21 protein-coding genes and 1 tRNA gene are annotated in these 25,450 nt (G+C 35.6%); 7 read left to right on the top strand and 15 right to left on the bottom strand.

Translation table 11 applies throughout. The annotated features are described in order from the left end of the window. Positions 1–776: 776 nt before the first annotated feature. From EHC72_RS21410 to EHC72_RS21395, 4 genes are all read right to left on the bottom strand, one after another. Positions 777–1,988 carry a site-specific integrase gene (locus EHC72_RS21410; RefSeq protein ID WP_165585913.1) on the bottom strand — a complete coding sequence of 404 codons (1,212 nt, stop codon included), beginning with the start codon at positions 1,986–1,988 and terminating at the stop codon, positions 777–779. A gap of 245 nt (positions 1,989–2,233) precedes the next feature. After that, a tRNA-Asp gene (locus tag EHC72_RS21405) sits at positions 2,234–2,307 on the bottom strand. Positions 2,308–2,410: 103 nt separating this feature from the next. After that, positions 2,411–3,484 carry a peptide chain release factor 1 gene (prfA, locus tag EHC72_RS21400; RefSeq protein ID WP_131539765.1) on the bottom strand — a complete coding sequence of 358 codons (1,074 nt, stop codon included), beginning with the start codon at positions 3,482–3,484 and terminating at the stop codon, positions 2,411–2,413. A 179-nt stretch (positions 3,485–3,663) separates the two neighbouring features. Continuing rightward, positions 3,664–4,422: a UDP-2,3-diacylglucosamine diphosphatase gene (locus EHC72_RS21395; protein WP_131539764.1), complete on the bottom strand. Its 759-nt coding sequence runs from the start codon at positions 4,420–4,422 to the stop codon at positions 3,664–3,666. A 100-nt stretch (positions 4,423–4,522) separates the two neighbouring features. Between EHC72_RS21395 and EHC72_RS21390 the strand changes: the two genes are divergently transcribed. From EHC72_RS21390 to EHC72_RS21370, 5 genes are all read left to right on the top strand, one after another. Further along, complete coding sequence (locus EHC72_RS21390; protein ID WP_131539763.1) at positions 4,523–6,649, top strand: prolyl oligopeptidase family serine peptidase; 2,127 nt, start codon at positions 4,523–4,525, stop codon at positions 6,647–6,649. A 40-nt stretch (positions 6,650–6,689) separates the two neighbouring features. Then, positions 6,690–7,826: a helix-turn-helix domain-containing protein gene (locus EHC72_RS21385; RefSeq protein ID WP_131539762.1), complete on the top strand. Its 1,137-nt coding sequence runs from the start codon at positions 6,690–6,692 to the stop codon at positions 7,824–7,826. 73 nt (positions 7,827–7,899) lie between these two features. Then, on the top strand, positions 7,900–8,571 hold the full coding sequence (locus tag EHC72_RS21380) for a DUF2306 domain-containing protein (RefSeq protein ID WP_131539761.1): 672 nt from the start codon (positions 7,900–7,902) through the stop codon (positions 8,569–8,571). 158 nt (positions 8,572–8,729) lie between these two features. Beyond that, complete coding sequence (locus tag EHC72_RS21375; protein ID WP_131539760.1) at positions 8,730–9,740, top strand: NAD(P)/FAD-dependent oxidoreductase; 1,011 nt, start codon at positions 8,730–8,732, stop codon at positions 9,738–9,740. 46 nt (positions 9,741–9,786) lie between these two features. Then, positions 9,787–10,107, top strand: coding sequence for a 2Fe-2S iron-sulfur cluster-binding protein (locus EHC72_RS21370; RefSeq protein ID WP_131539759.1), 321 nt, complete (start codon positions 9,787–9,789; stop codon positions 10,105–10,107). 82 nt (positions 10,108–10,189) lie between these two features. On the opposite strand, the gene EHC72_RS21365 is transcribed toward EHC72_RS21370, so the two are convergent. Together EHC72_RS21365 and EHC72_RS21360 are read right to left on the bottom strand one after the other, a co-directional pair. Further along, positions 10,190–11,881 carry a S41 family peptidase gene (locus EHC72_RS21365; protein ID WP_131539758.1) on the bottom strand — a complete coding sequence of 564 codons (1,692 nt, stop codon included), beginning with the start codon at positions 11,879–11,881 and terminating at the stop codon, positions 10,190–10,192. Between the two features lie 173 nt (positions 11,882–12,054). Further along, positions 12,055–12,333 carry a hypothetical protein gene (locus EHC72_RS21360; protein ID WP_233166910.1) on the bottom strand — a complete coding sequence of 93 codons (279 nt, stop codon included), beginning with the start codon at positions 12,331–12,333 and terminating at the stop codon, positions 12,055–12,057. Positions 12,334–12,484: 151 nt separating this feature from the next. On the opposite strand from EHC72_RS21360, the gene EHC72_RS21355 reads away from it, so the two are divergent. Continuing rightward, a complete protein-coding gene (locus tag EHC72_RS21355; protein WP_131539757.1) occupies positions 12,485–13,087 on the top strand; it encodes a porin family protein in 603 nt (200 codons plus the stop codon). Between the two features lie 35 nt (positions 13,088–13,122). On the opposite strand, the gene EHC72_RS21350 is transcribed toward EHC72_RS21355, so the two are convergent. The 4 genes from EHC72_RS21350 to EHC72_RS21335 form a co-directional block, all read right to left on the bottom strand. Continuing rightward, positions 13,123–15,513 (bottom strand): gliding motility-associated C-terminal domain-containing protein, encoded by a 2,391-nt coding sequence (locus EHC72_RS21350; protein WP_131539756.1) that lies wholly within the window; start codon positions 15,511–15,513, stop codon positions 13,123–13,125. A 103-nt stretch (positions 15,514–15,616) separates the two neighbouring features. Continuing rightward, positions 15,617–16,426: a DUF4397 domain-containing protein gene (locus EHC72_RS21345; RefSeq protein WP_131539755.1), complete on the bottom strand. Its 810-nt coding sequence runs from the start codon at positions 16,424–16,426 to the stop codon at positions 15,617–15,619. Between the two features lie 10 nt (positions 16,427–16,436). Then, positions 16,437–18,008 (bottom strand): RagB/SusD family nutrient uptake outer membrane protein, encoded by a 1,572-nt coding sequence (locus EHC72_RS21340; protein WP_131539754.1) that lies wholly within the window; start codon positions 18,006–18,008, stop codon positions 16,437–16,439. Positions 18,009–18,020: 12 nt separating this feature from the next. Continuing rightward, on the bottom strand, positions 18,021–21,119 hold the full coding sequence (locus EHC72_RS21335; RefSeq protein WP_131539753.1) for a SusC/RagA family TonB-linked outer membrane protein: 3,099 nt from the start codon (positions 21,117–21,119) through the stop codon (positions 18,021–18,023). A 238-nt stretch (positions 21,120–21,357) separates the two neighbouring features. On the opposite strand from EHC72_RS21335, the gene EHC72_RS21330 reads away from it, so the two are divergent. Next, entirely contained in the window at positions 21,358–22,104 is a 747-nt protein-coding gene (locus EHC72_RS21330) for a DeoR/GlpR family DNA-binding transcription regulator (protein WP_131539752.1), read from the top strand. Positions 22,105–22,232: 128 nt separating this feature from the next. On the opposite strand, the gene EHC72_RS21325 is transcribed toward EHC72_RS21330, so the two are convergent. The 5 genes from EHC72_RS21325 to EHC72_RS21305 all read right to left on the bottom strand — a co-directional run. After that, positions 22,233–22,586 carry a hypothetical protein gene (locus EHC72_RS21325; RefSeq protein WP_131539751.1) on the bottom strand — a complete coding sequence of 118 codons (354 nt, stop codon included), beginning with the start codon at positions 22,584–22,586 and terminating at the stop codon, positions 22,233–22,235. A 360-nt stretch (positions 22,587–22,946) separates the two neighbouring features. Next, complete coding sequence (locus EHC72_RS21320; RefSeq protein ID WP_131539750.1) at positions 22,947–23,306, bottom strand: hypothetical protein; 360 nt, start codon at positions 23,304–23,306, stop codon at positions 22,947–22,949. An 18-nt stretch (positions 23,307–23,324) separates the two neighbouring features. Continuing rightward, the gene (locus tag EHC72_RS21315) at positions 23,325–23,591 is read right to left on the bottom strand and encodes a hypothetical protein (protein WP_131539749.1); all 267 of its coding nucleotides are present in this window, start codon (positions 23,589–23,591) and stop codon (positions 23,325–23,327) included. A 65-nt stretch (positions 23,592–23,656) separates the two neighbouring features. After that, the gene (locus EHC72_RS21310) at positions 23,657–24,031 is read right to left on the bottom strand and encodes a hypothetical protein (protein ID WP_131539748.1); all 375 of its coding nucleotides are present in this window, start codon (positions 24,029–24,031) and stop codon (positions 23,657–23,659) included. Between the two features lie 9 nt (positions 24,032–24,040). Further along, positions 24,041–25,450 (bottom strand): RHS repeat domain-containing protein (locus tag EHC72_RS21305; protein ID WP_317126372.1); only part of this gene is annotated, 1,410 nt, incomplete at its 5' end.

Below are 25,450 nucleotides of genomic sequence, written 5' to 3'. Positions count from 1 at the left end.
TGCCCTTAACCAAAACTATTCCCTTAGTGGATATGGTACCTTGGATTTCTGAATGGTGTATACATTATCAAGAATGGAAAAAATACGGAGTGTGGTTAGGGAAAGAAATTGCTCATTAATATTTGTCAAGAATATTGAATACAATAATCATTTATATCATAAAAATGGATCTAAAAAATTTAATCACCGAATTGTTGGCGGGAATTCTGTTAACATTACTATTCAGTTCAGAAAAAAAACTTCGCAAAGTTTCTGAAAGAATAAAAAATATAATCCTAGCAGTTAACAATATCCTATCCCATCCAATTGCTATAGCAGTACAGAAAATCCTTTTCGTTGTTCTTTTACTAGGCGCCTGGTTGTTGGGCACACTCACTTTTACCGAATATTATCTTTTACATAAAAAGTTATGGTTTTGCGTGATCAGTGGGATATTACCACTATGTGCGGTTATTCCATTGATTTATATCAATTTGAAATTTATCTTCGAAAAGTCTAGTAGTCCGGTTAGACCAAAGATTTCCTAATGAGTTCGAGCAAAATAGCAGTAAAATTTAATCAAAGACTAATATTTTTATTGAGAGCCTGACATCAAGGATTGATTGAGAGCGTTAATTTACACAAAAATGCAACAAATGTGGTTGCATTTTTTGTATAAAGTGCAAACTGGCTAACTTGAAGTAAACGCCGGATATGAGCAAAGATTAACAAAAATACACTAAAGAAATTAAACCTCACTGTATAACAATCCCCCTGTATTGGCTAAAAGCTTGAAGTCACTCTACTTGCCCGAGAATTTTTTGCATGTCGGAACCAATCTTATGGTCAAGCACTTTTGCATAAATTTGTGTTGTTTTGATACTGGTATGTCCCATCATTTTAGCAACGCTTTCAATAGGAACACCATTGTTCAAGGTTATAGTCGTAGCAAAAGTATGCCGGGCAATATGAAAAGTCAAATGCTTACTAATATTACACAGGTCTGCAATTTCTTTTAGATAAGCATTCATTTTTTGATTACTCATCATTGGCAACAAGGTATCTTTTACAACACATTGGGGATGGTTTTCGTAAGCTTTGATAATAGACAAGGCGGCTGGTAGGACAGGAATCCGGGAAAGTGTATCTGTTTTTTTCCTGCTTGTATATATCCATAAATTGCCATCAATGCCTTTTACCAGTTCAGAGCGCTTTAGTTTACATACATCTACATAAGCAAGGCCCGTATAACAACTGAAAACAAACACATCCCTAACTGTACCAACTCTCTCCATACTGAACTTCTTTTCCTTTATACGGCTTAGCTCTTCTTTTGTGAGGACTTCACGATGTACGGCATTCTGTTTTGGCTTGTAATTGAGATAGGGGTCAACAGCCAACCATCCGTTACCTAAACATATGCGGACAATTTTGCCGAGGTTTTTGATGTATTTGATTGCAGAGTTATTGCCACAGTTTCGGACGCTTCTAAGATAGTATTCAAAATCAACCAAGAAAGTAAAGTTGATCTTTGCAACGGGAACATCTGAAACATTATAATTTAACTGCATAAAGTCTTTAACATGCATTAGACAGGTTTCATAGCGCTGAAGGGTACTTCTTTCGTATTCCTTTCCGATGAGGCTTTTCATTTTTAAGTTGTGATCTGCAAAAACAGCAACAAGAGTCCGTGATTGCAGAGCTTTTCCGATAAAACGATTTTTAACCGTTTCTGCCGTAACGGTTTCATTCTCTATCGTCATTAATTGGTGAAGCTCCTGAGCTTTCGACTGTAGCTTATCCAGAAAAGCATTCAAAATCCTGGTATCTTCTTTTGTACCCGAGGCTCTTCCGGCCTGTGCGTTCCAGCGATTGGGATCGCAAGATTTTCCAGTTGAGGTTTCTGACCGTCTACCATCAACCGTAAACCTTAAATAAATGGCTACTGGACCGCTTTTGTAAGTGGAGCGCTTTTTTAAATAAAAAAGCAGATTCATGTTTGTTCTCATGACAAATGATTAAAATGAAACAAAATTGTTAATTCTGTCACTTACAGTCAAGATGTTTAATGATTGAACTAGCTTGTAAACAACTGTTTAAGCTAAAATTGGTGAGCATTCATATCGTTTAATGTGCTCACCGAATTGCTAACCTTTTTCTCGCGAAAAAATGAATAATTTGGTGTTCCCAGAAAACGAAAAAGCCTGTAAACATTTAATTTACAGGCTTTTAGTTAAATTTAAAACTATTTTCGCGGAATGGACGGGACTCGAACCCGCGACCTCCTGCGTGACAGGCAGGCATTCTAACCAGCTGAACTACCACTCCTTTTGTTCTTCTTTAAAGTTAGAACCTCTTGTCTCTTTCGAGGATGCAAATATAGAGACTATATCTTTATTTGCAAACTTTTTTTTCAAATACTTATAACTACTTAATTAACAGCACCTTCTTGCATTTTCTCAGCGTTTTCTGCAAACTGCAAAGCAGAAATAATCTCCTGAATATCACCATCCATTATGGTTGGTAGGTTATACATTGTTAAACCAATACGGTGTTCGGTAACCCTTCCCTGTGGATAGTTGTATGTTCTAATCTTTGCTGAACGATCTCCGGTTGATACCATCGTTTTACGCTTAGCAGCAATATCTCCGTTCTTTTTCTGCAATTCAATATCATATAGCTTGCTACGCAACATTTCCATCGCAATAACACGGTTACCCAATTGCGAACGTTCCTGTTGGCAAACTACAACAATACCCGATGGTTTATGGGTAAGCTGAACCTTAGTTTCAACCTTGTTTACATTCTGTCCACCAGCACCGCCTGAGCGAGAAGTTTGCAATTCAATATCCGCTGGGTTAATATACAAGTCAATTTCTTCTGCTTCAGGTAATACCGCTACAGATGCTGCCGACGTATGTACACGGCCTTGAGTTTCGGTATCAGGCACACGCTGAACACGGTGCACACCACTTTCGTATTTTAACTGACCGTAAACATCTTCGCCACTAACTTTTAAAATTACCTCTTTGTAACCACCGGCAGTACCTTCAGTTACATCAACGGTTTCAACTTTCCAGCCTTTAGTTTCAAAAAAACGAGTGTACATACGGTATAAATCACCTGCAAAAAGCGCAGCCTCATCACCACCGGTACCGCCACGAATCTCAAAAACAGCGTTTTTAGCATCTTCAGGATCTTTAGGAATTAACATCAAACGAATGTTGGCCTCCATTTCTTCCTGTTGTTTTAACAATAAATCTAGTTCTTCTTTTGCCATATCACGCATTTCAGGATCTTTCTCTACCGATAAAATTTCCTTATTTGCATCAATATTGCTCATTACATTTTTGTAGATTTTGTATTCATCCACAATTTTGCCTAAATCTTTATACTCTTTATTTAAAGCTGCAAAGCGTTTCATATCCTGAATTACATCAGGGTTACTCAATTGCTCTTCTACATCTTCCCAACGCAGCTTTATGGCTTCTAATTTATCTAACATAGTCTAATTTCAATTTGAAAACGTGCTTTACTGCATAGAAACGAGCAAATTATGATTTTGTTTCTGGCGGTATTAAGCAAATTAATCCCTAAGGATTTGATTTGGATACATGCCCCTGCAATAAAGAAATGCAAAAATAAGGAAAAAAGCTGAATTAGTTTGAGCGTAGAAATAATAGGTTACAATCTGTTTTTATCAAACTTATAATATTCTAATTTTAAATCTTCGCCGTCAAAAACGCCGTACGAAGAATAATTTAGCCACTCGCCAATATTTACGTATCGGCTTCCATTACCCAAATTAATATCTAAAGGTAAATGTCTGTGTCCGAAAATAAAGTAATCGAAATGTTCTTTTTTAAGTTGCTCTTTAGCATAAATAGCCAGCCATTCGTTTTCTTCACCTAAAAACACTTCTTTCTTTTCTCCTGCTGCACGACTACTTTTACTCCATCCATTGGCAATGCCAATACCCAAATTTGGGTGTAAACGAGCAAATAACCATTGACAAAATTTGCTTCTAAAAATTTTACGAAGGAATTTATATTTGGCATCGCCTGGCCCTAAACCATCACCGTGATGGAGATAAAACTTCTTTCCTCCCCGCTCAATAATCAATTCATCACTTATAATTTCCAATCCTATTTCTTTAGTAAAGTAATCTTTAACCCACATATCGTGATTACCCTTAAAAAAGTAAATTTTAATTCCGGCATCGGCCATTGCTGCAAGCTTACCCTGCAAACGAATAAAACCTTTAGGAATTACCTTACTATACTCAAACCAGAAATCAAAAATATCGCCCATTAAAAATAATTCAGCACAATTGGGCTCAATAAAATTAAGCCAATTTACAATGTGTGCTTCACGAAAGCGGCTTTCGGCATAGTTGGGTGTGCCTAAATGAAAATCAGAAGCGAAATAAATGTTCTTGCCCATGTATAAACCCAAAGGTAAAGAAAAAGCGCCAAGCAGAAAGCAAATAAGCGCCCAACATTAGTATCCAAAATCATATATTAGTAAATAAATATCAAACAAAATGAAAAACCCACTCATTTTAGGCTTATTTGCAATGAGTCTTTTTGCTTGTAAACAAGGCCAAAAACCCGCTGAAAAAATTACTTTAATGACATATCCTGAAACTAAGAAAGATGCAACAACCGATAATTATTTCGGAACAACTATAGCTGATCCTTATCGTTGGCTTGAAAATGACACCTCAGCGGAAACAGCTAAATGGGTTGCCGCAGAAAATAAAGTCACCCAAAATTATTTAGCGCAAATTCCTTACCGTGCAGATATAAAAAAGCGCCTTACCGAAATATGGAATTACCCTAAAGAAACGGCTCCATTTAAAGCTGGAGAGTATTATTTTTTCACTAAAAATGATGGCTTGCAAAATCAAAGTATCTGGTATATAAAAAAAGGAATTAATGGAAAGGAAGAGTTATTTCTTGATCCTAATAAACTTTCTGCAGATGGAACCGCTTCTGTTTCATTGCTTGGCTTATCTCACAATAAAAAATATATCGCCTATTCTATAGCTCAATCAGGTTCTGACTGGAGCAATATTTATGTAATGGATATTGCCAACAAAACAAAATTACCAGATGAATTGAAATGGACTAAATTTTCTGGTGCAGCCTGGAAAAACGATGGCTTTTATTACAGCAAATATGATGAACCTGCCAAAGGAATGGAACTTTCTGCAGCAAATAAATTTCAAAAAATTTATTTTCATAAGCTTGGTGATCCACAGAAAAATGACCAGTTAATTTTTGAGGATAAAAGTAATCCTAACTTATACTTTGGCTCTGGTGTAACCGAAGACGAGCGTTTTCTTATTATTTATGCTTCTGCTGGCACATCCGGAAATGCTTTATATTATCAGGATTTAAAGGATCCAGCAGGTAAAATTTCACTTTTGGTAAAGGGTTTTCAAAACAATCATAGTGTAATTGAAAATATTGGAGATCAACTTTTATTGAATACGGATTTAAATGCACCTAATAAGAAAGTTGTTTTAGTTGACCCTAAGAATCCACAACCAGAGAATTGGAAAACAATTATTCCCGAATCAAAACTACCAATTGAAGGGATTAACACTGGTGGCGGCTTTTTATGGGCTAATTATTTAAAGGATGCAAGTACACACATTATTCAGTTTGATTTAATGGGTAAGCAAATTCGTGAGGTAAAACTACCGGATATTGGCACTGTAGATGGTTTTGGCGGTTATAAAGATGAAACTGAATTTTTCTACACCTTTAGTAACTTTACCACTCCTGGTACAATTTATCGTTATGATGTTGCCAAAGCGCAATCAACACTTTATAAAAAATCGGCACTAAAATTAAATACCGATGGTTACGAAACGAAACAAGTCTTTTACCCCTCAAAAGACGGCACCAAAGTGCCGATGTTTATTGTACATAAAAAGGGAATAAAATTGGATGGAAATAATCCTGTTTTCCTTTATGCCTATGGAGGATTTCAAATCAGTTTAACGCCTGGATTTAGTTTATCGCGAATGTTGTTTATGGAAAAAGGTGGCATTTATGTTCAGCCTAGCTTACGTGGTGGTAGCGAATATGGTGAAGAATGGCATAAAGGTGGAATGCTGGAAAAAAAGCAAAATGTTTTTGATGATTTTATTGCCGCGGCAGAATACCTCATTAAGGAAAAGTATACCAAACAAGGAAAAATCGCTATTTCTGGAGGTTCAAACGGGGGTTTACTAGTTGGGGCTTGTATGACACAACGGCCTGATCTTTTTAAAGTAGCTTTACCTGCTGTTGGTGTTTTAGATATGCTCCGCTACCATAAATTTACTGTTGGCTGGGGCTGGGCAGTTGAATATGGCACTAGTGACAAAAAGGAAAATTTTGATTACCTGATTAAATATTCACCTTTGCACAATGTTAAAAGTGGTGTAAATTATCCTGCAACTTTAATTACAACAGCGGATCATGATGATCGTGTAGTGCCGGCGCACTCTTTTAAATTTGCGGCAACTTTACAGGAAAAATATAAAGGTCCTAATCCGATTTTAATTAGAATTGAAGCCAAAGCCGGACATGGCGCAGGCAAACCGACAACCAAACTCATTGAAGAATCTGCAGATATCTGGAGTTTTGTTTTCCAAAATTTGGGAATGAATTGGTAAAAGGAGATATAAATTGGATCATTTGATAGGCATAATATAAATGATTCCTAACGCTTTGCTACTAACTGGTCCTGCACAAGGCATTTTCCTGATATTGCTTTTAAGTTCAAAGCGGAAAAACTCAGATGCAGATAAATTATTAATGTTATGGCTGGGCATAATTTCTGCCCAGTTATTATTTTATTACGATAATTTATCGGGCTTGCCTGTTATTTCAGATTATATTCAGTTACTATGCTTTTCTCTGCCTTTAGCCAGTTCTCCGATTTTATTTTTATACACGCAGTCGTTATCCTTTGGCAATAATTTCAAATGGAAAAATTTATGGTTCCACGGTCTTTTTTATCTCTTTTTTAATATCGCTCTTTTTTATCTCAATTTGACCATTCCAGGTGCCGTTGTAATACATAATGTCTTTCCCAATTTTAATAATGAAGTACCCAAAACTGCTGCCTATTTCTTAATGACTTTAATGGCGATCGTTCCTGGTTTCTATGCCATACTAAGTCTTATAGTGCTTTTAAAACATCAGAAGCGACTTCCTAACAACTATTCTAACACCGAAAAATTAAATCTAAACTGGTTAAAAAGTATCGTTATATCATTATTGTTTTTATTCATTTTGTTATTTTTGCTTATTAAGTATGGTGTAAATTATACTTTCGTTACTTCTCAAAATTTATTCGCCGTGGTCGGCTGCATCCTGAGTTTCTACATTTTTTTCATCGGATACTTCGGCTTACGTCAAACTACCATCTTTGTCGATATACCCACTGCAACACCTTTCGAAAAAGTACCTGAGTCAAAAGCATTATATAAAAATTCAGGACTTAGCAATGAATTGGCGGAGAAGATGTTTGATCAACTGAAAACACATATGCAAGAGAATAAACCTTATCTGGATGAAAATTTAACCCTTAATATGCTTGCTGTTCAATTAAATTTTTCAGGAAATCAGTTATCACAAATCATCAATCAAAAAGCCGAAACGAATTTCTTTACCTTTATAAATACCTATAGGGTTAATGCGGTAAAATACAAGCTAAAAGATCCATCTTTTTCTCATTATTCGATTCTTTCCATCGGATACGATTGTGGCTTTCAGTCAAAATCATCTTTTAATAAGATTTTCAAACAAATCGCCGGAAAAACGCCTTCTCAGTATCAAAATGATTAACTATAGGTCCACCCCTACATTTTAAGACTTAAGCACATTGTTTTCCAATTCCTTTGCTAAAAAAACATAAACAATGGAAAGTTTTTCAATACTACACAAAGCGAATATTATTATACATGTAAGCGGGGGTTCATTGGCTTTAATAATTGGCTTAACAGCCCTGATGACAAAAAAGGGCGCTAAGCTCCATAAATACATAGGGAAAGTTTTTCTAATCTTGCTTGCTGTTGTAATTATTACAGGACTTATTGGTGTTTTTGTTTTTGGCAGAAACACCTTCCTGCTAGTTATCACAGTACTGAGTGGTTATCTGGGTTATTCCGGTTATAGAACTCTGAAAAAAAAATCCAGCCAACTAGAAATTATAGATATTGGCATGGCTACATTCTCGCTTTTGTGTGTAGCGTATTTCCTGTTCTACTTCAAAAGTATTGGAATGATCTGGAATCCGATTATTATTTACAGCACAGTTGGTTATTTAATACTCGTTACCGGATATGATCTTTTAAAGGGACTGATACCAGCTGATAAATACAAAAACCTCTGGCTGTATGAGCACATCCTAAAAATGGTAAGCGCTTTAAGCGGCCTGTTTTCTGCCTTCTCCGGAACTGTTTTTCCACAGTACCAACCATACAGTCAATTTCTTCCCTCAGTTTTAGGAACAATGGTTGCGCTTGGGTTTATGTACAGTACTTTTAAAAGAGCTAAAAATAAAACGACTAATCCCATAGACCAATTATAATTTGTTACAAATACTTAAACCACTTTAAGTTTTGTTTTTTAATTATAGAAAGGATATAAAATACTGAAAATTAATTTCTTGCAGAATTATCTGGAATATTTCTAAATAACGATGTTGATAAAAGTTTATTTTGTAACTTTGCATCAAATTTTTTTTGAATGATCTCTACTGATATAGCCGTAATTGGCGCTGGTCCGGTTGGTTTATTTGCCATTTTTGAAGCCGGTTTATTAAAAATGCGTTGCCATTTAATTGATTACCTTCCACAGGTTGGTGGTCAGCTTTCTGAAATTTATCCTAAAAAACCGATATACGATATTCCGGGTTATCCTTCTGTTTTAGCTCAGGAACTTATCGATAACTTAATGGAGCAGGCAAAACCTTTCCATCCAACGTTTACTTTGGGCGAGCGTATTGAAGGTTTAGAAAAGCGTGGCGAAGCAGATTTTGTTTTAACAACCAACATGGGAACCATTATTGAAGCCAAAGTTGTTGTTATTGCTGGTGGCTTAGGCTGTTTTGAGCCTCGTAAACCTGCTGTAGAAAACCTGGAGAACTTTGAAAATGGTAAAGGTGTAAACTACATGATTCTTGATCCAGAGAAATATCGTGATCAGAAAATGGTAATTGCTGGTGGTGGTGATTCAGCTTTAGACTGGACCATTTACTTAGCAGAAGTTTGCTCTGAATTAACCTTGATTCACAGAAGCGAAAGTTTCCGTGGAGCGCCAGATTCTGTTGCAAAAGTAATGGCATTGGCAGAAAGCGGAAAAATCAACTTAGTTTTAAACAGCAATTTGCACGCTGTACACGGAACAGATAAGCTTGAAAAAGTTGAAATCGTTCAAAATCGTACAATGGAAAAATCTGTTGTAGATGCCGATCACTTGATTCCTTTGTTTGGTTTAAGTCCAAAATTAGGCCCTATTGAAGAATGGAACCTGAATATTAGCAAAAGTGCCATCGAGGTAAACACCGATGATTACTCAACCAATATTCCGGGCATTTATGCAATTGGCGATATCAACACTTATACAAACAAGTTAAAATTAATTCTTTGTGGTTTCCACGAGGCAGCTTTAATGAGTCATAGCGCATATCAATACATGAATCCTGGTGTAAAATATACCATGAAATATACAACTGTTAACGGCGTAGCTGAATTTTAATTGGGTTTATCTTATATTTGCTTTTTGTTTATAAGTAACCCGAAACATGGAAGAAAACAACATTAACATATATATGCAGGAGCCGGACGGCTCAGTAACAGAGCATGTGGCGCCAACTGATATGGGCCTTAGCCTTATGGAGTTTTTAAAGGCATCAGAATATGATATTTTGGCCACTTGTGGCGGTATGGCTTTATGTGCTACCTGTTGTGTAGATGTTTTAGAAGGTGAAGAAAAGCTTAACGAAATGACGGATGATGAATATGCAATGTTAGATACCTTGCCAGATTTGTTGCCAAACTCTCGCTTAGCTTGTCAGCTTCAGTTAAACAACAACATGGATGGCCTGAAAGTTAAATTGCACTAAACTTACTCCAATAAATAATCAAAAAATAAAAGCCCGGTATACGTAAATGTAACCGGGCTTTCTACTTATAATTTTATCCTTCTTAATTTACAGAAGCTGTATCTTTAATTGGTTTCCCAATAATTTTATAATTGCCATCTCCCTTTAATATGGCTAGCATTTGCGTTTGATTACCAAATAGTGTTTTAGCCGCAGCTAGCTCTTTATCGTACTGAAAACTTTGTTCAATGCGGCCTTTTTCATAAAAATAACGACTTACAATTTGTGATTCAAGTATACGCTTAATCTCCATTTTATGGAGAGCTAAATCTGATTTCTTTGATGAAGTAAGTTTATATTTTAGATTTTCTAAATCAGTTTTAACTTCTTCAGATTTGTTTTCTTTTTCAGCCTCAGCACGTAAGTCTGAAAGCAAACGTTCTGTTTTACTTTGATACGTTAAATCTTTATCCGCAAGGCTATTGGTAAAGGCTGCATAATCAGCATCAGAAACCTGAAAACCTTTTGCTGATGGCACACTTGATTTATTTTTTACATATTGATTAATGTAAGAAAAGAACAAGTTTTTGTTAAGCATTGAAATCGTAATCGGGCTCAGTTTCGTTGCATCCGTTAATACATCAGGATAAACACCATTGCCACTGTAAACGTTTCTACCGGCTTTAGTTTGAAACATAGTAATTGCAGAATCGGCAAAGCGCTCTGCTCTACCATCAGCATCTTTATGGGCATAATCTAACTTTTGGATGCATCTTCCTGATGGCGTATAATATTTGGCTACCGTTACCTTTACAAGGCTATTGTAAGGCAGATTAAATGTTTGTTGCACCAATCCCTTACCATAACTTCTTTGTCCTATTATAATTGCTCTATCAAGATCTTGTAATGAACCTGCAACAATTTCCGAAGCGGAAGCCGAATTTCCATTAACCAATACCACCAATGGCACTGATGTAGATATGGGCGCCATCTGGGTTTTATAAGTAATTGTTTTCTCAACGTTTTTACCTTTTTGTGTTACAATAAGCTGATCTTTATTTACAAAAAGGTTTACTATTTTAACCGCTTCTTGTAAAATACCGCCACCATTATTTCTTAAATCTAACACAATGCCTTTAGGGTTTTCCTTATTTAAACTTAACAAAGCATCCTTAACTTCCTGACCAGAGTTTTCAAGGAATTTATCTAGTTTAATGTAACCAACACCATCGCCAACCATTCCAAAATAAGATACGTTAGGTTGTTTAATTTCTTCGCGAATAAGTTTCTTTAAAAGTTCTTTTCCTTCACGCACAACAGCTAAATCTACAGTACTTCCTTTTGGTCCTCTTAATAAATGGCTAACCTGACTGCGATCTTTTCCTTTTACTTCTATTCCATTAATTTTTAAAATCTGATCGCCAGGTTTCACTTCCTGTTTATTTGCAGGATAACCTTCGCTTACATCATTAACATATAACTTCCCATCAATAAATACGGTGCTGGCACCAATACCACCATATTGCGTACTTACATATTTAAGTTTATAATCTTCAATTTCCGATTCAGGAACGTATTCTGTATATGGATCGAGGCTATCTAGCATCGCATCAATGCCTGTTTTCATTAGTTGTGGAGCATTAGTATCATCCACATAATTAATGTTGATTTCTTTATAAAGGGAAGCGAAAATATCTAGGTTTTTAGAAACCAGAAATAAATCTTCTTTAAAAGAAAAGGATATAATTGCAATTCCGGCGACAAGTGCAATTATGCCATATTTAATTTTTTTCATTGTATATGCTTTAGCAGGCCTTGAAAAAACGCCTGGAATATTTATGAACTGTTGACAATTTGTACAAGGTAAATGTACAAAAAGAGATAAATATTAGAAACTACCTATTTACAGTTAATTGTAATTAAGCAGCTACTCAAGAAAATTAAGAATGAGAAAGAAAGAATTTTTGATTAAAGTCTATTCCCTTTAGTATCAGCAAGTGCTTTTTGGATTGTAAATTCTATATAAGTACGATCGCGTTTTACAAGGCGCATTAAATCTAGAATCAGCTGATCTTCGTTACCAGGTGTAAAATCCAAAGGCTCATTGGCAAGGTCGCGATATTTCCTTAAGAACTTTGTTTTTACTTTAAATGCAGTTTCTGCGGTAAGTTGAAAATTAGCCATAGCAAAATTTATTTCTGCAAAAGTAAAAAATATTTGCGGCTCTGCCGATAGCTTTTTATGCATAGTGACAAAAAAAGGTGAAATTAGCATCGATTTTACACACGATAATTCTGTTAAAATTGCGTTATAGTGGAAAAAAGGTTTAATACCTTAAATTTTAACAATAAAAATCATGGCCTTAATTGGCTTAAACCCTAAAAACAAATCAATACAAATGAAAAAGATCATCATCCTTATTGTTTTCCTAACGGCAGGTTGGGCAACATCACAAGCGCAAACCTTTAACCTTGGGGTTAAGGCAGGCGTAAATCTTGCTAAAATAAATTCAGATTTTGCGGGTGAAGAAAATCGTTTAGGTTATCAAATTGGGGCTTGGGCACGCATTGGTGGCAAAAGTTTTTATGTACAGCCAGAGGCTTACATTGGTAGTAAAGGCAATAAATTTATCAGCTTTACCAATAATAACAACAATGAAGTTGCTGCAGAAGGTAAAGTAAAATTTACTACATTGGATATTCCTGTATTATTAGGTACAAAATTTGGCGCAAATAATTTAAACTTTCGCGTAATGGCGGGTCCGGTTATTTCATTCGTTTTGGATGATAACTCTACCTTCAATTCTGCTTATCAGCAAGCAACAGATTTTAGCAATTATAAAAATCAAGCTTTCGGTATTCAAGCAGGTGCTGGCGTGGATATAGGTAGTATTTCTGTTGATTTACGCTACGAAGCCGGATTAAGCAATATCAGCAAAAGCGATAGATACAGTCAAAAACCGAATTTATTCCAATTGAGTTTGGGCTTCAAAATTATATAGATTAAAGATAAAAAAGCAGCTTTTAGGCTGCTTTTTTATTTAATGATGGTTATGCTTCCGCTAAGCTTGCCACAATCTGTTTTCAAATCAATCAAATAATAATATACGCCTACCGATAAAGGTTTCCCATTAAAAGTTCCATCAAATTCTTTAGTATATCCTTTAGAATAAAAAAGTTGATCCCCGTTTCTGTTGAAGACATAGAAATCAGCATTAGGATAGTTTTCCACACCTAAAATTTTCCAGGTATCGTTAATGTTATCACCATTCGGACTAATAGAGTTTGGCACGTTTAATACTTCATTTCTAAGCTTCTTGAAATCTATTGTCTCGCTATTTACTTCGCAACCATATTTATCTTTAACAAAAAGTTTATACTTGCCAGGGGCTACTCCCTGAAGCAATAATCCGTCAAAAACTAGATCGTCATTTTCATTTTTCCACTGATAATTGAATGGCTGAGTGGAGCCTACAATATTTATATTGGATACGCTGACTGTTTTTCCATCACAGCTTATAAAAGTTTGCATTTGAGTTAAATCAATAACTGGAAGTTGTGCTACTCCAACACTAAAAGTGCCAGCAACATTTTGGCAACCATTTCCATTTGAGCCTGTTAAAGTATAAGTTCCAGAGGGTACATTTATTAGCATTTCATTATTACTTATTACCTCTCCATTTGCATTTGTCCACGTAAATTCTACTGGTGTTTCTGTGTTATAAGTGATAATTGAAATAGATCCGTTATTTTGTCCGCAGCTTGTGGGCGTAATCAAAGCCTTACTGATATTGTAAGATATATTTGTGTTTTTAATGGTATAAACAGATGATATAGATTGACAACCTCCTGGCTGACCAGCTTTTAAATAATAACTACCTGCGGGCACATCGGTAAGATCTTTATTTTGCCCTACCAATTGGTTACTGGTATTATACCATTCAAAAACACTTGCATCACTAATGGATAATTTACTAATACTTCCTTTAGGATTTCCGCAATAGGTATCTAAAATCTCCAGCTTAACACTAGAAATTAAAGGTTTACTAAATCCAGAAGTGGCTCCATCCGCATTTGTACCGGTACTTGTTAAACCCAAAGCCACCGGCCCATTATATTGCCATGTACCATCGGCATTTGTGGCAACTGTGGCAAGCCATGTTTTGCCTTGACAGTCGGGGCAATCATCATCTGCAAAGAGCTCTATAACTGAGTTAGGAAGATAAGTTCCACTGGCAGAATTTGTACCTATAAAGTCAATTTTAGACTGTGTAATTGTTTTTTCGGGTGGAAGATCCTTAAATTCAATTCCTGCGTTTGTATTGCAGTAAATACTATTCTTTAAAATAGATACAGGGTAAGAAAAATCAATTTGAATTGCCTGTTCATTATATGCAATTATATTTTGATCTGCCATATTACTTCCTCCAATTACGCCGGCCCCACAATTATAAACCTCAATACCATATTTAGTATTTCCAAAATTCATTGAATTTAAGCCTGCACCTATAGTGTTGTGATTAATTTTGTAGGTATTCTTTATGTTGTCAATTCTGATTCCTGTAAATTGAGATACAATATGGTTATCACTAATTGTTAAATTTACGGATTCGCCGTTGGCAAAAATCCCTGTTGATTGTACTGCTGGAAATGTTTTTGTTTTAGCAATATCAAACCCAATTACATTAAACGAAATCATTACATTTCCACTTAAACCACCTAGCGAAATTGCTACTGTATTTGAACTTACCAAATTTCCATAATCTTCTGTTGGGCCACCAATTGTTGAATTGGATAGATAGCTTAAATCTATCCCGACTGAATTAGGTGCCGAAGTCATCCCCGTAGGATCAAGCCCAATAATGTTTGATGAAATAGTTACTTCTTTTTGATAATTTATTGAAGTAGGCGAAATAATTGAAGTATAATTATTTCCGAATCCATTTTGTTTATTGGGTGCACCAATTTTTATTCGCAGTGTATTTTTCAGAAAAATACCTGCCTTTCTTTCGTCTGAAGGAACACCTGCCTGCGAGAGAAAATTACTAAAATAAAAACCATAAATTTCAACATCTGAAACCCCATCAATCACCAATCCATTAAAAAATGTAGAGGCGGCTCTAACCAATCTAATCTTAATACTGGTATTTCCTAAAAATGACGTAGGCTGAGATGTTGCATCAATAATTGTATTGGAAGTTAAAGGAGGTAATTCTTCTGTTAAGTTAATGATTACATTTGTTACTGAACTTGCAGGAATATTAAAATAAATATAATCCGTAGTTACCGATCCATTTGCATTTGCACTTAAAATTGCTTCTCTTAAAGAGCCAGGGCCTGAATTATTGTTGTTTGTAACGGTAAATACCGAAGCTTTTAATGAAATAGCCAAGATAACTAGCAAAACCGAAAGGTAGATAGATTTCATAAGCTAATAATATGGACGTATTTACAAGATACTAATAATATACAAGTGGTTAAAAAAAATCCCCGGGCGCACTGCCGGGGATTTCAAAGATTTAAGCTTTCGTTTATCTGTTTGCTGTATTATCAAGCAAAGGTCTATTGGTTGCAGTAGCTGAAGTTACTGTCATATCACCTCTAGAACCAACAGTATAAGTTCTTCCAGCTTGAAGCGCTACTGTGCCATTGGTTGACGCATTTCTAGAAATAACATTTGTTGATGAAGATGGGTATCTTACATACAACTCATAAATTCCAACAGGAATACCAACAAATTCAGAACCCGTTTTATAGGCAATATTTGTTGCTACAACAGTTTCAACGTTCGTTACTGTGTTTTTTACCACCAAATTCATAGGTTGCGTACCATTTGAAATAGCGTTTACAAATCTCACGTAAGTTAAAGCATTGTTCATAGCAGGCAATTTATCTTCAACATAAAAAGATTCTGAAGTTTTAGTTGCGCTAGTATAAAGTCCACTAGTGTATAAAGAATAGTACTTTCCATTAGCTAGCGTTGCATTAATTTCTGTAATTGATACGTTTGGATTTGCGGCAGCATTCGCTGGAATCTGTGCATTTACCTTATATGTACCTCCAGTAATTACACTATAATTTGCACTTGGATATACCGAACCATAAGTTATGCCTGCAGTACTTTCAGACCCCGTAGCACTTAGTACGCCAGCTACTTTTACGCCATTTGCATAAAAGTTAACTGATGGTGCAGATGAAGCAAAGTTAAAATACTTTATCCTTGCGCTATTCGCCTCGTCCAAAGGGATATCAATCACTTTAAGTGTATTGTCTTTTTTACAGGATAGACCAAATACCGAAACCATCATTACGGTCAGTATACTTATATATTTTCTTTTCATTTTAGCTAGGTTAAGGTTGAATAATCCAGGTTTGTTTTGTGTGATAATCTACTGCTAATCCACCAATTGCTTCTAAGGCAGTACGATTCCAAACATACTCAGAATTGTATCTAGGACGGACTCTGTATGCAGGTTTACTGGCATTATCAGAAAATAAAGTTGTTGGAAAAACGTAACCTAAAAATATCTGCTTACCTGTAGCTGGATCAGCATCTGTATAGTGGTATCTTCTCATATCCATCCATGTTTCTAAATGCCCCCAACCCCATTGTGCAATATATTTTTGACACATAATCTGCGTAATGGTTAAATCTCCAGAATTTGCAGGTACAATAGTTGTAGAGGTTAAATAAGCTGTTTTATCTGCGCTAGAAATCTGAGAAGCAGATTGATTATCATCTAAATTTCTGGCGTTAACAAAATCAATGTGCGATGAAATTCCGTTTATGTAAGCTTGTAATGCTAAAGGTTTATCTCCCTTTTTAAATGCAGCCTCTGCTTTAATAAATTGAAGCTGAGCATATGTCATAATTGGCAATTTACACTTATCAGAGAAGATGTATCTACCTTGAGTATTTGCCGCTGGTGCGGACGTAGAAGGTAAATTCCAAAAATTATTTGGCAATTGTGCTGCAGAAAAGCCAACAATACCTGATGCAGTTACAACACCTCTGTAATTACCATCAGGAGACGGCGCTAACATTCTACTCATTCGTGGATCCACAACTCCTGTAAATTGAGTGCCATTTAGCAAATTCACAATAAAAGTAGTTTGTCTGTACGTTTGCATATTGCCTCTGGTTGGGCCTAAAAAATTCTTATCATCGTTACCAGTAACACCTGGGTATGTCATTAAAGCATCATCCGAATTACTTGTAAATGATTTATCAACCGCTGCTATTACATCATCAGGTTTGTAAGTTGATTTATTGCTGTAGTGATTTAAGTTTAAAGCTAACATCCCATAAGCTAATTTTAGCCATTTTGAACGATCGCCTTTATAAATAACATCCGTTTTACCTAAAAACGCAGCATCAACAGCACCGTCTGTACGCTGTAAGTTTGCTATTGCTAGCGTTAATAAACGCTGTACTTCCTGATAAGCAAACTCCTGACTATCGTAATCAAAAGCATATTTAGTAGGATCAAAAGCTTGTTTTATTACAATCTCCCCATGAATATCTGTTAAGGTTTGCCAGCCCCAAGCCTTTAAAATCTGCCCAACGCCTAATAAATCCCAGCGTTGTTCGGCTTCTGCCTTAGTCATCATATCAACTAAATTTTGGCCTAAACTCCAATAAACATCTCTCCAAAGTTCAGCACCATTATCAGATGAGGCATCATAGCCTTGTAAATCCCAGGTGGTACCTGCCGTTGTTGAAGTCCAGTTTTGTGTATATCTACCAATAAACCTTCCATCGTATTGTGGCGCAGTAACTGCCCAGTGCAACATTGGCGACAAATATAAATTGGCTGTTACCGTTTGTGGTGCATTTGGATTGGTATTTACATCCAGATATTTTTTACAACTACTAACGGTAAATAATAAGCCAGCTAGTAATATTAAATATATTTTTTTCATAATCTTATCTTCTTATAATCCAATCTTAATTCCAAAGTTTAAACCAATTGGCATTGGAAAGTTTCCATAATCAATACCTGATGCACCTGATCCTCCAACCGCAGCCGTATTACCATTTACAACAGGATCTAAACCTGTATAATTTGTAATCAAAAACAAATCTGTTCCAGTTACGAATACACTTGCGCTTTTTACAAAGTTTTGTTTTTTAAGCATGGTTTGTGGTAAGCGATAGCTAAAGGTTACATCTCTCAATCTGATCCAGTTAATATTTTTTTCTATAAATAATTCCTCACTCGCATTGGTGTAATAACCATTTTGGTAATAAGGAATAAAAGCAATATTATTTGCTGTTGGATTAGAAGAATTCTCTTTACCATCTTGTAGTACTCCAGGAATAATTCTAGGGGTCATACGATCTAATGTATTTGTACTTAAACCTAAAGTAGTTAAGAAATGTTGCGTTGCGTTTAATACATCTCCACCTTTTCTAATGTCTAACAAGAATGAAAGCGACATATTTTTATAGGTAAAGGTATTGGTTAAACCAATTGTAAAATCAGGTTGTCTGTCATAACCAGCGTCAATAAATGTAGTTGAACGAACCGGAACACCAGTTGTTGGATTAATTAACAACTGACCTTGGTTATTACGCAGATAAAACAAACCGGTTAATGAACGTGTAGAGTAACCTGGTGTATTACCGTTACGAACGTTTCCATATAACCATGTATCAGAAACATAAGATTCTGGAAGGCTATTTGGCAATGAAAGTACAGTACCTTTTGCCGACTCAAAATTCGCCAAAACATCCCATGTAAAATCTTTTGTTTTTACTGGTGTTCCACGTAATGTTAGCTCAATACCTTGGTTACGCGTTGAACCCCCATTCAAGTTTAATAAGATAAATCCCGTTGCATAACTTCCTCTAATATCGTTTACAATTTGATCTGTTGTTTCTTTACGATACACCGTTACATCTAAACCTAAACGATTGTTAAAAAATGCAAGCTCAGTACCAAACTCATACGATTTTGCAAATTCTGGCTTTAAGCCTGGGTTAGGTCCAGTAAAACCGTAGCCATAACCACCATTAGTTGTTGTTTTGTTTTCTAACGTTGGCACATAAGCGTACGGACGAGCATCTTTACCCACGTTGGCATATGCAGCCCTTAACTTACCGTAAGTAAATACGTTTTTAAGTGATTTGAATTCAGGCACATCGGTAAACACAAAACTTCCCTGAACTGATGGATACCAGAAAGAATAGCGATCCTTTGGAATAGTAGATGTACGGTCATTCCTAATTGTTCCTGTTAAAAATAAATAGTTTTTGTAATCGAAAGTAGCTCTACCAAAAAAACTAACTAAACGGCGTTGAGTAATTGTTGTTCTTACTAGTTTAGTTCCAACATTATTTAAAGAGTAAAAATTAGGATCCAAAAAGTTCTCACCGTAACCTGCGTCAACATTCGATTTTAGGTTCTGTAAGGAGTTACCTAATGTACCATCAAAGGAAATATCGTTTGTTAATTTTTGCTTTTTAAAGTTGATTAAATTTTGCAAGTTGATGTTTCTGGTTACATCGTTAGCCACATCAATTGTACCACCTCTACTAAATGCCGCAGCACTTTCTGGGTGACGAACAATTAAATTTTGGTTAGTGTAAGAGTCTACCCCAATATTAGTTTTAATATCAACCCAACTGAAAGGTGTTATAGTTAACCCTAGGTTGGAAATAATACGGTTTGTTTTCGAATTGATAACGTTTTTATTGATGTTAAAATAAGGGTTATCAATCTCAGCATTACCTATCGTACCTAGAGATAAAACTTTTCTTGTTCCAGAAGGAGTTAAATAATTTTTTGCATCATCTGTTTGTGGCCAAACCAATAAACCAAGTAGCGGTCCGATACTCCCCTTTAAAGGCTGATCGTTTACCGAATAACTATAATTCATGGATAAATCTGTTTTTAACCACTTATTTATAATCCCTTGTGATGCACCAGTAAGGTTAATTCTTTGATAAGCAGAATTTGGTACCACGCCTTGCTGATCTGTGTACCCAGTAGAAATACGATAATTTAACTTTTCAGAACCACCTTCAAATGATAGATTATGCTTTTGGGTAAAACCTGTTTGAAAGAAATCCTTTACGTTATCATAAAGTTGAGTTCCGGCAGCGTATTCAGGACCAAAATATTCGTAAGCACCATTTAAAGTTGTAATTACATTACCCGACCCTGATGTACCAATTCCATATTGCTTTTGCAATTCAGGATAATTTCTGGTTGTTTCAACTCTAAAGCTATTTGAATAATTTACAGCTCCTGCACCAGCTTTAGCTCTTTTTGTTGTAATTACAATGGCTCCATTTGCAGCATCAATACCATAAAGCGCAGCAGCTTCTGGTCCTTTTAAAACTACTAAGCTTTCGATATCTTCAGGATTAATATCGGCAGATCTGTTGGTAAAATCTACACCACGATTGCTAAATGCTGTGTTTGAACTCGCATCAGATACAAAAGCCGCTGTGCTTAAGGTTTTGTTATCTATCGGCAAACCATCAACAATCATAAGTGGTTGATTGCTTCCACTTATAGAACTTACACCACGTATTGTAATTGAGGATGATGCTCCAGGTACACCTGATGAACTAGTTACTTCTACACCAGCCACACGACCCTGCAATGCATTAATGAAGTTTTCGCGTTGTGTTTCTGCAATTACAGCTCCTGAAACGGTTTGTTGTGATGTTCCAAGTTCTTTCTTTTTAACTGTATTACCTAGTGCAGTAATTACAACTTCATCCAAGCCCTTAGCCTCAGATTTTAAGGTAATATTGATGGAAGTATTTGCTCCAACAGCACGCTCCTGTGTAATGTAACCTATGTAAGAAAAGGTTAGTACATCAGTTTTTAATGCTTTAATTGAGTAAACACCCTCACCGTTGGTTTGGGATACTACGGTGCTTCCCTTTACTCTGATGGAAACTCCTGGTACAGGCCCGTCTTCTGACGAAACCTTACCTGTAACGGTTATTTGTTGCGCAATGGCGTGAGCCAGCAACAAAAACGTACCGATAAAAATTAAGAGTAGTTTTTTTCTCATAAACTGTCGATTAGGATTTGATTAAGTTTAGTTGTTTTGTTAGTTGTTTGCCAAACACGCATAATAACGCATTCTTTTCCAATATTTAGCTAATATCATAAATGTTTTTCAATAAAAAAACAAACAAGAAAGATTTTTGCTCCTAGCACACAACATTTTATTGCACAAAAACGCAAAAACACGCAAAACACAAAAAAGCTAAAAATCTTTTTATACATTAGCTAAAACCAAACACCTTATGTTAAAAAAAGAACGCCACGATTTTATAATGCGCCAGATTAACTTACACAACCGTGTATTAACCTCTGATTTGGTACAACTGCTAAATGTATCTGAAGACACCATCCGAAGAGATTTACAAGAATTGGTTGATGATGGTTTGCTGTTTAAAGTTCATGGTGGCGCTTTATCAAAATCTTACCATAGTTCTTTTGATGACAGTACGGTTTACGCTCGCGATAGCAAAATAACAATAGCAAAAAAAGCCACAGAACTAATAAAAGATGGAATGGTGGTTTTAACTGGTGGCGGAACAACCATTTTAGAGTTTGTAAAACAGTTACCTAAAGGATTACAGGCTACTTTTTTTACAATAAGCCCATTAGTTGCCGTAGAATTATCAAAATACAATAATGTTGAAGTGATTTTAATTGGGGGATTATTCTCAAAAAACTCACAAATAACCTATGGAGGACATGTAATTGGACAGCTTGCTGAAATAAAGGCTGATTTATGTTTGATGGGAACCAGCGCCATACATTCTGAAGAGGGGTTAACGGATACAGATTGGGAGATTAATCAGCTAAAAAAAGCCATGCTGGCTTGTTCAAAAAAATCGGCTGTGCTTTGTATTTCTGAAAAATTGGATATTACTTTAAGATTAAAAGTCTGCCCAATAGAAAGTATAGACTATTTAATCACCGAACTGGATAGTAAACATGAAGCTTTATCGAGCTACGGCTCAAAAGACATAAATATTTTATAAGTTTTTAGACAAAAGGTGATGTTCTTGCTACCGCTTACCTGTGTTGGCAGGGAGCTCTTATTGTTTTGAATGCATCAGTTAGTTTTAACCCATCGGATTTCAAATCCGTTTTTATCTTTATTCCACTTTTATCTGAACCCATTCCTTTCATAAATAACCACTTCAAGCCTGATAAAAGAACTTCTATCTCCAAAAGCATCCAGTGCCTCGTTTGCCAATCTAAAATTCTTTGCAGAAAAAACAGCCCATGAACCATAACTTTCCTTTTTATCATCTGCATTTATTTCTTGTCTTTCGGTATAACTATCATTGATATTTATATATACATTTCTTTTTTGTCCAGTAATAACTTCAAAAGCGCTTTTAGCATCCTCCTCAGTAAATTTAACCCCACCAGTAACTGAAATAATCTCCATCCCGGCAGGATCAACAAACCTTATCGGATTATTAAAACCATAATTATACTGCGAGTGCTTCCTCATCTTCTCCGCCAGCGGATAATTAAAAGGAGCAATGAAAATTTGCTCCTTTTCTTGTTTAGGGTTAATTTTAATTCAGGGCTACTTGAAATGTACGCTAAATAAAACAAAGTCTAATATGCTTTTGCCTCGCTCAGATTTATTCTTTCGGATTTCAAATCCGTCTTTATCTTTAATTCGAGATGCCCTAAAAAACATCTCGAATAGCTGGCCAGGCTTTCATTTACTATTTTGGTACAAGCGGGACGCTCGCACCAGCGGAGAAATACAGAGCCCGAATAAAACCTAAAGTGATTAAAGATCAAAAAGATGCAATATGAAAAACCCTTAACTTAATGACATTGACCTTGCAGTAACGAGGGGCTACTTTCTATATGTATCTCTATAGTCCAAGATAGCTTTTACTTCACTATCCTTATAAATAATCAACTCTAATGATCCTTTTCTCTTAGATAACGAGTCTCCTATTTTAATTTTATATTCCCACCTTCTAAAAATCTGATATTTATAACCGCTAGCCAATACAGCTATTTTAATATTGTGATTTTGCTTATCGAAATATAAAGAATCTACTTTGCCCGCAAAATTTTCAGCCAAATCACTATCCTTAATTACCTCTTCTGTTGTTCCGTCAAAAAAAACTAACCAGAAAAAAAAGCTAAATAGCAATATTACTGGAATAATGAAAATTGAATATAAGATGATTTTACTTGCTCTATTCATTTTTATAAAAGCCTTAAACTAATACACCCAAGTTCTGCCAATACTATACATTGCTGAAGCACCAACTTTCATGCCTTTAGTCAGAGAGGAGAAACCAACCTGTGAAGTTTTGTATCCATTTTTATTTGCCCCAAAATTCTTAAGGTTTAATGCATCTAATCCTGCAACATGAGAATCAAGACTTCCACCTTTTACCCATCCAACTGAAATATTTACACCACCGCCCGCGATAACTTTAACATCTGCAGATCCAGTAGCAGAGGTCTTTATACTTTCGGATTTCAACTCCCTCTTTATCTTTAGTTCGAGACGACCTGCGAAAAATTAGAATAGCTTGGGCAACCGAATACTTAAAAAATGTCAGGAAGTAATAAAATACCTAAAATGCTAAGGATCGACCCAATAAAATAAATCCAAAAAAGTATTTCACCTAACCTATATTTTCTCTTTTTTTGATTTTCAATTTTAATAAAATCTGCCTTTCTCGTCCTATAAAGGAAGAAATAGTTTATCAACATGAGTACGATAGTTAGCATTATCGCAACAACAGCAGCAAAACTTTTTGTTGCGGTAACAACTCCTCTGGGATTAAATACAATCTTATACACCACCCCAATATTCCATGCCTGGAGAAAAGTAATTACCATGAAAGTAGCTACCGAGGGATCATCTTCTTTTCTTGTCTTTTTTAATAATCTATATAACCAATAAAATATAGTTTTCATTTTCATTTATTATGGTGAAACGGTAGTATTATCTCTAGGTAATATCATTGGATTTCTATAGCTTTTTCCTGTAAAATGAGAATCATCAAACGCAGCTTCTCCCAAAATCATAATAGCGCTGGTTAGCAGATTAGCTTTGAGCCCCCATTTACCAAAGTAAGACCAAGCACTCATACCTAAATGAACAGTTGTCTTAGCACCACCCTGATTTCCAGTCAAATACATAGCGCCATCAACAATAAAACCCGTTATTGCAATACCAGTACCTATGTTGCTTGTTATTTTCTGTACTGAAGAGGAAGATATCCATGATATTTTACCTTTGATATTTGTATAAAATATGGCTTTTCCTGCATTATAAGTTACAAATAACTCTGCCCCATTTGCGGTTGTTCCTAATGCTGATGAAATATTACCGATTTGTTCCAGCATATTTTTTGACGATTCCCGGCTTAATGAATTGTATTGTAAAAATCCTAGCTGTTTGCCAACAAGTTTATCATAATCAATTCCTTTCTTTTCTGTTCCGACCTTTATCAAGCCCATATTACTACCGTTCCAATTGGAAGGATCATCTACTTGATATATGGAATTATCATTGTCATTAGTATGTTTAATAACATTCCCTCTTCCATCAATTACAGTTGACTTTATACTTTTAGTCTCGTCATTAGCATACATTCCATCAACATCAATAAACCTAATTGGATTATCAACAGCGTAACTGTATGGACTAAATCTCTTTGACACTTCAGTAAACGGATCCACCACGTTCCAACGCCCTATCACCGGGTCATAGAACCTTGCTCCGTAATCATACTGCCCTAACTCTTCCTGCAACTCCTTGCCATTATAAAGGTACTTGTTTACATTTGAATTTGGAATCCCCATTTTCCTTAGTCCAAAAGCAAAATAATCGTCCCTTTGGATTACCTCTGCCAGTTGTCCGTTTGGATTCTTGTAAAAAGTAGCCCTCACATTACCTAAATGATCGGTCAGGTTATATTCGTAACTGTAATCTGTTCCGTTTCTTCTCGCTACACCTTCCTCTGTCTGGATAAATTCTATCACACCATTGGTGTATTGGATCCCAGCTACATAATCGGTGGTGTTTATGCCACTAACTTTCTTTAGTTTTTGTCCTGCGGCATTGTAAGTATAAGTAATGTTTTGGTTCCCGCTTACCTGCGTAGGCAGGTTGAGGTAGTTATAGCTCAGGTTAATCCCTTTTTGGCTATCGCTCTTTAAATTCCCATTTTCGTTGTAGGTGTAACTACTGTTGGTAAAACCACTAATCTGTGTCAGTTGGTTACCTGTGTAACCTGTATAATTGTTGGTCCCAGCGTTATCTCGCGTCAGGCTGGTGATGTTACCCATCACATCATAACTAATTGCCTCACCCAGGTTAGGGGAACTGGC

Origin of the sequence: Pedobacter nototheniae (assembly GCF_004335085.1) — a bacterium.
Taxonomy (GTDB): domain Bacteria; phylum Bacteroidota; class Bacteroidia; order Sphingobacteriales; family Sphingobacteriaceae; genus Pedobacter; species Pedobacter nototheniae.
This window is presented reverse-complemented; position numbering and strand designations above follow the sequence as displayed.

What these genes read in the sequence shown, in the direction of transcription:
- EHC72_RS21385 (WP_131539762.1), top strand. Translation starts at nt 6,690, where the DNA reads ATGATTCCTAACGCTTTGCTACTAACTGGTCCTGCACAAGGCATTTTC.
- EHC72_RS21330 (WP_131539752.1), top strand. Translation starts at nt 21,358, where the DNA reads ATGTTAAAAAAAGAACGCCACGATTTTATAATGCGCCAGATTAACTTA.
- EHC72_RS21350 (WP_131539756.1), bottom strand. Translation starts at nt 15,513, where the DNA reads ATGAAATCTATCTACCTTTCGGTTTTGCTAGTTATCTTGGCTATTTCA.
- EHC72_RS21395 (WP_131539764.1), bottom strand. Translation starts at nt 4,422, where the DNA reads ATGGGCAAGAACATTTATTTCGCTTCTGATTTTCATTTAGGCACACCC.
- EHC72_RS21340 (WP_131539754.1), bottom strand. Translation starts at nt 18,008, where the DNA reads ATGAAAAAAATATATTTAATATTACTAGCTGGCTTATTATTTACCGTT.
- prfA (WP_131539765.1), bottom strand. Translation starts at nt 3,484, where the DNA reads ATGTTAGATAAATTAGAAGCCATAAAGCTGCGTTGGGAAGATGTAGAA.
- EHC72_RS21365 (WP_131539758.1), bottom strand. Translation starts at nt 11,881, where the DNA reads ATGAAAAAAATTAAATATGGCATAATTGCACTTGTCGCCGGAATTGCA.
- EHC72_RS21370 (WP_131539759.1), top strand. Translation starts at nt 9,787, where the DNA reads ATGGAAGAAAACAACATTAACATATATATGCAGGAGCCGGACGGCTCA.
- EHC72_RS21320 (WP_131539750.1), bottom strand. Translation starts at nt 23,306, where the DNA reads ATGAATAGAGCAAGTAAAATCATCTTATATTCAATTTTCATTATTCCA.
- EHC72_RS21380 (WP_131539761.1), top strand. Translation starts at nt 7,900, where the DNA reads ATGGAAAGTTTTTCAATACTACACAAAGCGAATATTATTATACATGTA.
- EHC72_RS21310 (WP_131539748.1), bottom strand. Translation starts at nt 24,031, where the DNA reads ATGAAAACTATATTTTATTGGTTATATAGATTATTAAAAAAGACAAGA.
- EHC72_RS21410 (WP_165585913.1), bottom strand. Translation starts at nt 1,988, where the DNA reads ATGAGAACAAACATGAATCTGCTTTTTTATTTAAAAAAGCGCTCCACT.
- EHC72_RS21390 (WP_131539763.1), top strand. Translation starts at nt 4,523, where the DNA reads ATGAAAAACCCACTCATTTTAGGCTTATTTGCAATGAGTCTTTTTGCT.
- EHC72_RS21375 (WP_131539760.1), top strand. Translation starts at nt 8,730, where the DNA reads ATGATCTCTACTGATATAGCCGTAATTGGCGCTGGTCCGGTTGGTTTA.
- EHC72_RS21345 (WP_131539755.1), bottom strand. Translation starts at nt 16,426, where the DNA reads ATGAAAAGAAAATATATAAGTATACTGACCGTAATGATGGTTTCGGTA.
- EHC72_RS21335 (WP_131539753.1), bottom strand. Translation starts at nt 21,119, where the DNA reads ATGAGAAAAAAACTACTCTTAATTTTTATCGGTACGTTTTTGTTGCTG.
- EHC72_RS21355 (WP_131539757.1), top strand. Translation starts at nt 12,485, where the DNA reads ATGAAAAAGATCATCATCCTTATTGTTTTCCTAACGGCAGGTTGGGCA.
- EHC72_RS21325 (WP_131539751.1), bottom strand. Translation starts at nt 22,586, where the DNA reads ATGAGGAAGCACTCGCAGTATAATTATGGTTTTAATAATCCGATAAGG.
- EHC72_RS21360 (WP_233166910.1), bottom strand. Translation starts at nt 12,333, where the DNA reads ATGCATAAAAAGCTATCGGCAGAGCCGCAAATATTTTTTACTTTTGCA.